This is a genomic window from Pseudomonas sp. TWI923 (genome assembly GCF_039673365.1).
GTDB lineage: Bacteria > Pseudomonadota > Gammaproteobacteria > Pseudomonadales > Pseudomonadaceae > Aquipseudomonas > Aquipseudomonas sichuanensis.
This window is the reverse complement of the sequence record NZ_JBDJLM010000114.1, coordinates 1-9,590: the sequence shown is the minus strand read 5'-3', so window position 1 is coordinate 9,590 and position 9,590 is coordinate 1. Positions and strand designations below refer to the sequence as shown.

9 protein-coding genes are annotated in these 9,590 nt (G+C 66.0%); 8 read left to right on the top strand and 1 reads right to left on the bottom strand.

Going from position 1 to position 9,590, the window contains the following annotated elements:
- Positions 1 to 267 precede the first annotated feature (267 nt).
- Together ABE459_RS24640 and ABE459_RS24635 are read left to right on the top strand one after the other, a co-directional pair.
- Entirely contained in the window at positions 268 to 1,632 is a 1,365-nt protein-coding gene (locus ABE459_RS24640) for an APC family permease (RefSeq protein ID WP_323830948.1), read from the top strand.
- A 17-nt stretch (positions 1,633 to 1,649) separates the two neighbouring features.
- Entirely contained in the window at positions 1,650 to 2,765 is a 1,116-nt protein-coding gene (locus ABE459_RS24635; RefSeq protein WP_323830949.1) for a P1 family peptidase, read from the top strand.
- A gap of 217 nt (positions 2,766 to 2,982) precedes the next feature.
- On the opposite strand, the gene ABE459_RS24630 is transcribed toward ABE459_RS24635, so the two are convergent.
- Positions 2,983 to 4,311 (bottom strand): MFS transporter, encoded by a 1,329-nt coding sequence (locus ABE459_RS24630; RefSeq protein ID WP_125463977.1) that lies wholly within the window; start codon positions 4,309 to 4,311, stop codon positions 2,983 to 2,985.
- Between the two features lie 163 nt (positions 4,312 to 4,474).
- On the opposite strand from ABE459_RS24630, the gene ABE459_RS24625 reads away from it, so the two are divergent.
- The 6 genes from ABE459_RS24625 (at position 4,475) to ABE459_RS24600 (ending at position 9,505) form a co-directional block, all read left to right on the top strand.
- Positions 4,475 to 5,572: a sugar diacid recognition domain-containing protein gene (locus ABE459_RS24625; RefSeq protein WP_323830950.1), complete on the top strand. Its 1,098-nt coding sequence runs from the start codon at positions 4,475 to 4,477 to the stop codon at positions 5,570 to 5,572.
- A gap of 32 nt (positions 5,573 to 5,604) precedes the next feature.
- Positions 5,605 to 6,690: a metal-dependent hydrolase gene (locus tag ABE459_RS24620; RefSeq protein WP_323830951.1), complete on the top strand. Its 1,086-nt coding sequence runs from the start codon at positions 5,605 to 5,607 to the stop codon at positions 6,688 to 6,690.
- A 67-nt stretch (positions 6,691 to 6,757) separates the two neighbouring features.
- Positions 6,758 to 7,672, top strand: a complete 915-nt coding sequence (locus ABE459_RS24615; RefSeq protein WP_125463980.1) for a LysR family transcriptional regulator — start codon at positions 6,758 to 6,760, stop codon at positions 7,670 to 7,672.
- A 229-nt stretch (positions 7,673 to 7,901) separates the two neighbouring features.
- Positions 7,902 to 8,882: an LLM class flavin-dependent oxidoreductase gene (locus ABE459_RS24610; RefSeq protein ID WP_323830952.1), complete on the top strand. Its 981-nt coding sequence runs from the start codon at positions 7,902 to 7,904 to the stop codon at positions 8,880 to 8,882.
- 135 nt (positions 8,883 to 9,017) lie between these two features.
- Entirely contained in the window at positions 9,018 to 9,230 is a 213-nt protein-coding gene (locus ABE459_RS24605; RefSeq protein ID WP_323830953.1) for a cold-shock protein, read from the top strand.
- Positions 9,231 to 9,280: 50 nt separating this feature from the next.
- Entirely contained in the window at positions 9,281 to 9,505 is a 225-nt protein-coding gene (locus tag ABE459_RS24600) for a hypothetical protein (protein ID WP_323830954.1), read from the top strand.
- Positions 9,506 to 9,590: the final 85 nt, after the last annotated feature.

The window sequence follows — 9,590 nt, the reverse complement described above, 5'->3', positions numbered from 1 at the left end:
GCGCCCCCCTTCCCCCCTCTCCCCCCCCCCCCCCCCGCGCCCCCTCGCCCCCCCGAGCCCCCACCCCCCCCCGCTCCTACAGGCAGTTGGCGGCGTTGCTGGAAAAAGGGCTACGCAGTCTTGGAATTTTTCTGTCATCCAGTCAAGGGGCGTACCCCCATAGGGTAATTGGCGCCCAGCGCCCACCCGCCTACAGTCCAGCCAGGTCCAGCGGCCGCACGACCCTGTTTTGCCCTCACTACCAATAACAATCAGAGGAAAAACGCCATGAGCTCCAGCGAAGTGCCCGCGAGCGCACTCAAGCAGCGCCTGGGTATGCCCGATGTGGTCGCCATCACCGTTTCGGCGGTCACCCCAGCCAGTTCCGTGTTCGTCATCGCCCCGTTCGCCATCCAGCAAGCCGGCAGCGGCGCGTTCCTGTCCTTTCTCATGGCGGCGCTGCTGGCGCTGATGTTCGCCTGGTGCTACGCCGAGCTGGGCCGCGCCCACAGCACCGCCGGCGGTGAGTACGTGTACGCCAAGCGGGTGTTCGGCGGGCTGGCAGGCTATGCCACCTTCCTCACCGTGCTGGCCTCGATGCTGTTCATCCCGCCGGTGCTGGCGGCCGGTGCCGCCACCTACCTCAATAACGCCTTGGGCACAGGCTTCGATACCCAGAGCGTGGCCCTGGTGATTGTGGTCGCCAGCTATGCCCTGGGCATTCTCAATATCCGCCTCAATGCCTGGATCACCGGGCTGTTCCTGATCTGCGAGGTGGCCGCATTGCTGGTGATCGTCGCACTGGGTTTCGGCAATGCCAGCCAGCCGGCGGCCAGCCTGCTGCAGCCGCAAGTGCTGGAGCAGGGGGCCCTGGTGACCGCTCCCTGGGCGCTGGTGCTGGGGGCGGTAGGCATGGCGTTGTTCGCCTTCAACGGCTACGGCGGCGCGGTGCTGCTGGCCGAAGACATGAAGGACGGCGGGCGCACCGTGCACCGGGCGGTGCTGTGGTCGCTGGTCGTGGTGGTGGCCATCGAAGTCATCCCGCTGGCCGCCCTGCTGATCGGTGCGCCGTCGCTTGACGCGATGCTGGCCAGCGGCGACCCGATCGGCTACCTGCTGACCACCCATGGCAACCAAACCCTCGCACGGCTGGTCAGCGCCGGGATCTTCCTGTCGGTGTTCAATGCCATCGTCGCCATCGTCATCCAGGTTGGCCGGGTGGTGTACAGCAGTGGCCGCGATGCCATCTGGACACCGGCCCTCAACCGCGCCTTCACCGTGATCCACCCGCGCTGGGAATCGCCGTGGCTGGCCACGCTGTTCCTGGCCATCCCCTCGGCCTTGCTGAGCCTGTCCGGCAGCCTCGAAGAGCTGACCTCGTTCACCGTGCTGTTGCTGCTGCTGATCTACCTGGTAGTGGCCGCTTGCGCCCTATGCAGCCGGGTACTGCGCCGCGACCGCGAACACCCGTACCGCATGCCGCTGTGGCCCTTGCCGGCGCTGCTGGCCGTCAGCGGCGCCGGCTGGCTGCTGGTGACCCTGCTGCAACAGGCCTCGCTGCGCGACCTGCTGATCCTGTTCGGGCTGCTGGCGGTGTCGGTCATCCTCTACAGCACCCACGGCCGGCTCAGCCCGACCTTCCAGAAATTGTGAGCATCCAAGGAGTAGACATGCGTGCGCGTCAATTGGGCATTACCCTCGGCCACGGCACCCCGGGCCCGTTCAATGCCATCACCGATGTGCCGGGCGTGCGGGTTGGCCACAGCACCCTGCTGGATGAACAACGCCCGGCGCCGATCCGCACCGGGGTGACCGTGATCGAGCCGCGCCCCGGTGCCGCGCGCCTGGCGCCGTGCTTTGCCGGCTGTCATGTGCTCAACGGCAATGGCGATGCCACCGGCCTTGAGTGGATCCGCGAGGCGGGCCTTTTGACCACGCCGATCGCCATTACCAACACCCACAGCGTTGGCGTGGTGCGCGATGCACTGATCGCTGCCGAGCGTGAGCGCCTGGCGGATGACGCCGTGTACTGGTGCATGCCGGTGGTGATGGAAACCTACGACGGGCTGCTCAACGATATCTGGGGCCAGCACGTGACCCCGTTGCAGGTGCGCCAGGCGCTGGACAACGCTACCCCCGGCGCGGTTACCGAAGGCCCGGTGGGCGGCGGCACCGGGATGATCTGCCACGAGTTCAAGGGCGGTATCGGCACCGCCTCGCGGCAGTTGCCAGCGCAGCAGGGCGGCTGGACGGTCGGGGCGTTGGTGCAGGCCAACCACGGCCAGCGCCAGGAGTTGCGCATCGATGGCTACCCGGTCGGTCGCCAGTTCGGGCACCTGCCGTCGCCCTTCGCCGAGCGTGAACAGGGCACGCCGGGCATGGGCTCGATTGTGGTGGTGATCGCCACCGATGCGCCGTTGCTGCCGCACCAATGCCAGCGGCTGGCGCAACGGGCGTCGATCGGGATTGCCCGCACCGGTGGCGGTACCGAGGACTCCAGTGGCGATATCTTCCTGGCATTCTCCACCGGTAATCAGGGCCTGCCGCCGGCTGACTACGGGCGCAAGGACCTGGCCCAGTGCACGCAGGTGCGCATGCTCAACAACGACCATATCTCGGCGCTGTTCATGGCGGCGGCGGAGGCGGTGGAGGAGGCGATTGTCAATGCGCTGCTGGCGGGGAGGGCGATGGTCGGCAAGGGCGGGGCGGTGGTGCCGGGGCTCGATGGCGACACACTGCTGACTGCCTTGCATGAGGCAGGCTGGAAAGCGCAGGCCCGGCATTGAAAGCATCGCGGGGCAAGCCCGCTCCCACGCTGGAGTCCTGTGATCCAAGAGCGTGGGAGCAACTGCCTTTGTAGGAGCGGCCTTGTGTCGCGAAAGGGTCGCGAAGCGGCCCCAGTTTTCAGCTACGCAACAAAAATCGCCGGGGCTGCTGCGCAGCCCTTTCGCGACACGAGGCCGCTCCTACAGCTGTTATGCAGTACATGTGGGAGCGGGTTTGCTAACGAGCGCGGGCGAACGCGGGATTACCCGAGCGCGAAACCCGCAGCGCCACCAGGCTACCCAGTACGATCAAGCCTGCCAGGGCATACAGCGCCGCATCGGTCGACCCGGTCTGGTCCTTGATGAACCCCACCAGGTACGGGCTGAGGAAGCCCGCCATCTGCCCGACCGAGTTGATCACCGCCAACCCCGCCACGGCGGTGCCGGCGCTGAGCAGCGCGGTCGGCATCGGCCAGAACATCGGCAGGCCGGTCAGCGCACCCATGGTGGCGATCGACAGGCCGAGGATGGCAATGGTCGGCTGGGCGGCGAAGTTGACCGCGATCAGCAGGCCCAGGGCGCCCATCAGCATCGGCACGACCAAATGCCAGCGCCGCTCGTTACGCAGGTCTGCCGAGCGGCCCACCAGAATCATGAACACCCCGGCCAGCAGGTACGGAATGGCGCTCAGCCAGCCGATCAGCAGCGGGTTGTCGAAGCCCATGTTCTTGATGATCGACGGCAGCCAGAAGTTGATGGCATACACGCCGCTCTGGATGCAGAAGTAGACGAAGCCGAAGGTCCAGATCAACGGGTTGGTCAGCACGGCGAGCACGCCGTCACCGCTGGTGGCCGGCTTGCTCGCGGCATCGGCTGCCAGGTCTGCCTCGATCAGCTGGCGTTCTGCCGGGCTCAGCCAAGGGGCTTTCTGGTAGCCGTCGCTCAGCAGCACGATGGCCAGCGCACCCAGTGCCACGGTCGGCAGGCCCTGGATCAGGAACATCCACTGCCAACCGGCCAGGCCACCCTGGCCCGCAGCGAAGTGCTGCAGGATCCAGCCGGAGAACGGCCCGCCCAGCAGGCCGGACACCGGGATCGCCGACATGAACAGGGCCATGATCCGGCCCCGGCGCGCCGCCGGGAACCAGCGCGAAAGGTACAGCACCACGCCGGGGAAGAAGCCCGCCTCGGCGGCGCCGGTGAGCAGGCGCAAGGCATAGAACTCGGTGGGGGTGGTGACGAACAGCAGGCAGGTACTCAGGCTGCCCCAGGCGATCATCATCAGCGCGATCCAGCGCCGCGGGCCGAAGCGGTTGAGCGCCAGGTTGCTGGGCAGGCCGCACAGCACGTAGCCGATGAAGAAGATACCGGCGCCTAGGCCGTATACGGTTTCGCTGAATTTGAGCGCGTCGAGCATCTGCAGCTTGGCGAAGCCGACGTTGACGCGGTCCAGGTAGTTGAACAGGTAGCAGATGAAAATGAACGGAATCAGCCGCAGGGTGATGCGCCGGTACAGCGCGTTGCGGGTGACGTCGTTGCCTTGGTCAGGGGCGGGGCTGTGTGCCATGATCGGGTTCTCTTTTGTTATGGTTGTCACCGCGTCGCCTGTTTCGGCGCTCGCCCTGACGAGTCTCGGGGAGTGTAGCGCCACTGTCTTTGTGCTTTTGCACAGCCCCAGCCACAGCCTGCTGTGCCGCCGACCAACCCCAGGCAACCTTAAGGACCTGCTCATGTTCGAACTGGACCACGACCTGGCCCAGGACATCGTCGACCGGGCGATGGCCATCCTGCCGTGCAACGTCAACGTGATGGACAGCCAGGGGCTGATCCTCGGCAGCGGCGAGCCGGAACGCATCAACACCCGCCACGAAGGCGCCCAGCTGGTGCTGGCCAACGGGCGGATCGTCGAGCTCGACGTGGACGCCGCGAAGTGCCTGAAGGGTGTGCAGCCCGGGGTCAACCTGCCGCTGATGCTCGATGACCGGCTGATCGGCGTGCTCGGCCTGACCGGCGACCCGCAGCAACTGCGCACCTACGCCGAGCTGGTGCGCATGACCGCCGAAATGCTCCTGGCCCAGCGCCATTTGCAGGTGGAGCAGCAATGGCGCCGCCAGCGTTGCGACGACCTGCTGGCCCTGCTGCTCGGCGGCAGCGGCGAATCCCCCCGGCTGGTCGATGAGGCCCAGCAGCTCGGGCTCAAACCCAACCTGCCACGCATTCCCTGCCTGTTCGAGCTGCAGGCCGGGCCCCCGGCCGAAGCCTTGTCGGCCTGGCTGATGAGCCGCTATCCAGACAGCTGGTGTGTGAGCCCCGCGCGCCAATCGCTGCTATGGTGCCGCCCGGCCAACGTGGCGTTGGACGAGCCGCGCTTGCTTGAGCGCCTGCATCGCCATGGCTGGGTGGTCGAACGCCTGGCCCTGGGTAGCCCGGCGCAAAGCCTGGAGCAGCTGCGCCGCGGCTACCGGCGAGTGCGCGACCTGCTGGCCTACGGGCGCGAAGTGCTGCCAGGCGAGCGCCTGCTGTCGCTGGCCCGCTACCGCCTGCCGGCGCTGCTCTGGCGCCACCGCAATGACGATGCCCTGGACGAACTGCTCGAGCCCTTGCTGCGCGTGCGCGCCAAGGATGCCAGCGGCCAGCTGCTGGCCACGCTGCGCGCCTGGTGCGCCCATGATGGGCAGAGCCAGGCCTGCGCCGATGCCTTAGGGATTCACCGCAACAGCCTGCGCTATCGGCTGGAGCGCATCGCCGAGCTGGGCGAAGTCGATCCGCTGCGCCTTGAAGGGATGCTCAGCCTGTACCTGGGCTTGCAATTGTTACCCGCAGACTGAATGCTGCGCCGCGTTTTTCATGGAGATGTGCATTGGATTCACTGACGCAAGCTGTACTCGGCGCCGCCCTGCAAGGCGCTGTGCTGGGCCGTATTCAAGGTCGCCGTTCACTGTTTTACGGCGCCGCCCTGGCCACCTTGCCGGACCTCGACGTGCTGATCCGCTACGCCGACCCGGTGTCGCAGATGACCTTCCACCGAGGCTTTTCCCATTCGCTGTTCGTCCTTACCGGGCTTGCGCTGTTGATGGCCTGGACGGTCGCCTGGCTGGGGCAGCGCTACTGGCCGTACAAGGGCTACCGCTGGCCGCGGTTGTTCCTGGCGTTCTGGCTGGTGCTGGTCACCCACCCGATCCTCGATGCGTTCACGGTGTATGGCACCCAGTTGCTCTGGCCCTTGCAGCCCACACCGCAAAGCTGGGCAGCGGTGTTCATCATCGACCCGGTGTACACCGTGCCGTTGTTGCTGGCGGTGCTGTACGCAGCGTTCAAGGGCCTGCAGGGCAGGGCGGTCGGCGTGCTGTCCCTGGCGTTGGCGTTCAGCACGGTTTACCTGGGCTTTGGCCTGGCCGGGCGCATGGTCGCCGAGCAGCGCTTCAGCCAGGCATTGGCGCAGCAGGGCATCGTTGCCAGCGAGGTACGCGCCGTGCCGATGGCCTTCAACAGCCTGGTCTGGCGGATGTTGGCGAAAACCCCGGATGGCGATTACTACGAGGGCGTCAGTAGCCTGTTCGACCGTGAGCCGCCCGAGATGCTGCGCCAGCCGCGCAACCTCGAGGCCGGCAAGGTGCTGACCAGCGTGCCGCTGCACGAACGCCTGCGCTGGTTCACTGGCGACTGGCTGCGTTACGACGTGGTCGGTGACGCGCTGGTGGTCACCGATCTGCGCATGGGGGTGCCAGGCAACTACAGTTTCCGCTTCCAGATGGCCCAGCGTGACGCCGCCGGCCAATGGCAGGTGATTCAGCCCAGGGGCTGGATCGGCGGCGGTGCGGCTTCGCTGTTCGATGGCGCCAAGCTGAGCCTGATCTGGCGGCGCATCCTCGACCAGCAGCCACCCTTGCCGCTGGCGGCCTGGGCCAGCCAATCGCTGGGGCATGCCGCCGAGGCCGGGCGCTGAGGGCGGCGGCCTTGCAATCTGCGGTTGCGCACCCATTTAGCTGGCTTGTCTTGTTCGGGAATACAGCATGGAACCCAACCGCTTCGGCGATATCGCCGCCTTCGTCAGCGCCGTGAAGGCCGGCAGTTTCACCGCTGCCGCCGCCAGCCTGGGCCTGACCCGCTCGGCGGTGGGCAAGAGCATCGCCCGGCTGGAAGCACGCATGGCGGTGCGGCTGCTCAACCGCACCACGCGCAAGCTGAGCCTGACCGACGAGGGGCTGGTGGCCTTCGAGCGCTGGCGGCAGATCCTCGACGACCTCGATGAAGTCGAGTCGACCATGGCCCAGCGCCGGGGCCAGCCTACCGGCACTTTGCGCCTGACCGCGCCATTGTCGTTCGGCCAGCGCCATGTGCTGCCGATCCTCGACCGCTACCTCAAGCTGTGGCCCGAGCTGCGCGCCGATATCCGCTTTACCGACCGCTTCGTCGACCTGGTCGAGGAGGGCGTCGACGTGGCGGTGCGCATCGGCGCGCCGAAAGAGGATTCGCAGCTGCTGACGCGCACCGTGGCCTGGCAGCAGTTCGTCACTTGTGCCTCGCCCGACTACCTGCAGCGCCACGGCACGCCACAGGTGCCGGCTGATTTGTACGGGCATGACAAGATCGCCTTCCTGGCCGGTGAAAAGTCCAGCCCGTGGCGTTTTCGCACCGACGCCGGGCTGCACCTGTGCGAGGAGCCGGGGCGGCTGAACATCGACAGCTCCGAGGCGATGCTCGATGGCGCGCGAGCCGGGTTCGGGCTGATTCACCTGCCCACTTACATCACCGGCGATGACCTGCGCGCCGGGACGCTGGTCGAAGTGCTGCACGACTATCGCCCGCCGGCCGACCCGATCCGCATCGTCTACCCCAGCAAGCGGCACCTGTCGCCGCGGGTGCGCGGGTTCATCGATCTGCTGGTCGAAAGCTGGCAGGCCGGGGTGCCCTGGGAGGCCCTGTAGGAGCGGCCTTGTGTCGCGAAAGGGGTGCGAAGCGCCCCCAGGATCGTAGATTCACCTCAAGATTGTTGGGGCTGCTGCGCACCCCTTTCGCGACACAAGGCCGCTCCTACACAGCAAGCGCGTAGCCTTTGGGGAATCCAGGGCCCCAGTCCTGGGCCGCCACCCGGCTTTATCCCGCGCCACCCACCCCGGACACTCTGCTGTCACGCAAAATCTCTGTGGAGCTCCCATGACAGCCCTGTCCGTACTGGACCTGGTCATGATCGGCGAAGGCAAGACCTACGCCGACGCGATCGAAGAAACCCGCCAGCTTGCCCGCCACGTCGAACAGCACGGCTACCGCCGCTACTGGATCGCCGAACACCACGACATGCCCGGCATCGGTTCTGCCGCCACGTCGCTGGTGATCAACGAAGTCGCCAACGCCACCCGGCAGATCCGCGTCGGCGCTGGCGGCATCATGCTGCCCAACCATGCACCGCTGGTGGTGGCCGAGCAGTTCGGCACCCTCGATACCCTGCACCCCGGGCGCATCGACCTGGGCCTGGGTCGTGCCCCCGGTACCTCCGGCCCGACCGTACGTGCCTTGCGCGGCGCGGCGCCCGAGCGCGACTTTGAAACCGATATCGGCGAGCTGCGCGACTACCTCGCCGACAACGGCCAGCGCCCGGTGCGCGGTGTGCCCGGGCAGCATGACGTGCCGATCTGGATTCTCGGCTCCAGCCTGTTCGGCGCCGACCTAGCGGCCAGGCTTGGCTTGCCCTATGCCTTCGCTTCGCACTTCGCGCCGCGCTACCTGCTGCAGGCTATTGCCCATTACCGCGCCAACTTCAAACCTTCGGCGCAACTGGCCAGGCCCTATGTGATGGTGGGTGTGAATATCTTCGCCGCCGGCAGCGATGCCGAAGCCGACTACCTGGCCAGCTCGCACCGCAAGTGGATGCTTGACCTGCATGTGGGGCGTTACGGGCTGTTGCCCAAACCTCAAGAGGGGTATGTCGAAGGCCTGCCTGGCCATGAGCGGGCCGTGCTGGAGCAGGTGATGGCCTGCACCATTGCCGGTGGGCCGGAGCGGGTGAGGGAAGGGTTGCGCTCGCTGATCGAACAGACCGGGGCAGATGAACTGATGATCGATTGCCGTATTCATGATCCGCTGGCGCGGCAGCGCTCGCATGCTCTTGCTGCTGGCGCATTGGCGGAACTGCGGTAGTGCGTCATACGGCGGTCGGGCATTGCTCGCCTGATAAAAATGCTAGTAGCGGGATTGCCACGGGGCTCCGATGATTGGTTTCGACATCGGTGTCCTGTGTACACCAGGCATAAGCAGCTATCGAGGGTGAAGAACATGTCGGATAGAGAAAGCGGGACTGTGAAGTGGTTCAACGACGAGAAAGGATTTGGATTCATTACTCCAGAAGCCGGGGGGGAAGATCTGTTCGTGCATTTCAAGGCAATCGAGTCGGATGGCTTCAAATCCCTGAAAGAAGGGCAGAAAGTCACCTATGTTGCCGAGAAGGGGCAAAAGGGCATGCAGGCGGCACAAGTGAGGGCTGAGTAACTTGCCAATGTGTGGCTCTGCGCAACCCGCTGCGATGGGAGGTGAAGATCATGGCAACAAAAGCTGTGCATTCTGGCCCCGCTACCGTTGCAAAAGTGGATACGGGCCAAGTTGTGCCAAGTGAAAGCGAGGTTATTTTCTTGCAAAGTGCGGTGGGCGATGGCACCGCGATAATCCGTGAAGGCCAGCTGGTCAGCTACGATCTGGCCCAGGGGCCGGATGGCCTTTGGTATGCCGTCAACATCGTTATCGAAGATGAGCCGTACTTGAACTAGCACCGCATCTGCTCCAGGCGTTGCACAAGCGGCCAAACGTATCGCGGGGCAAGCCCGCTCCCACGATGTCAGGATTGCCCCAAAC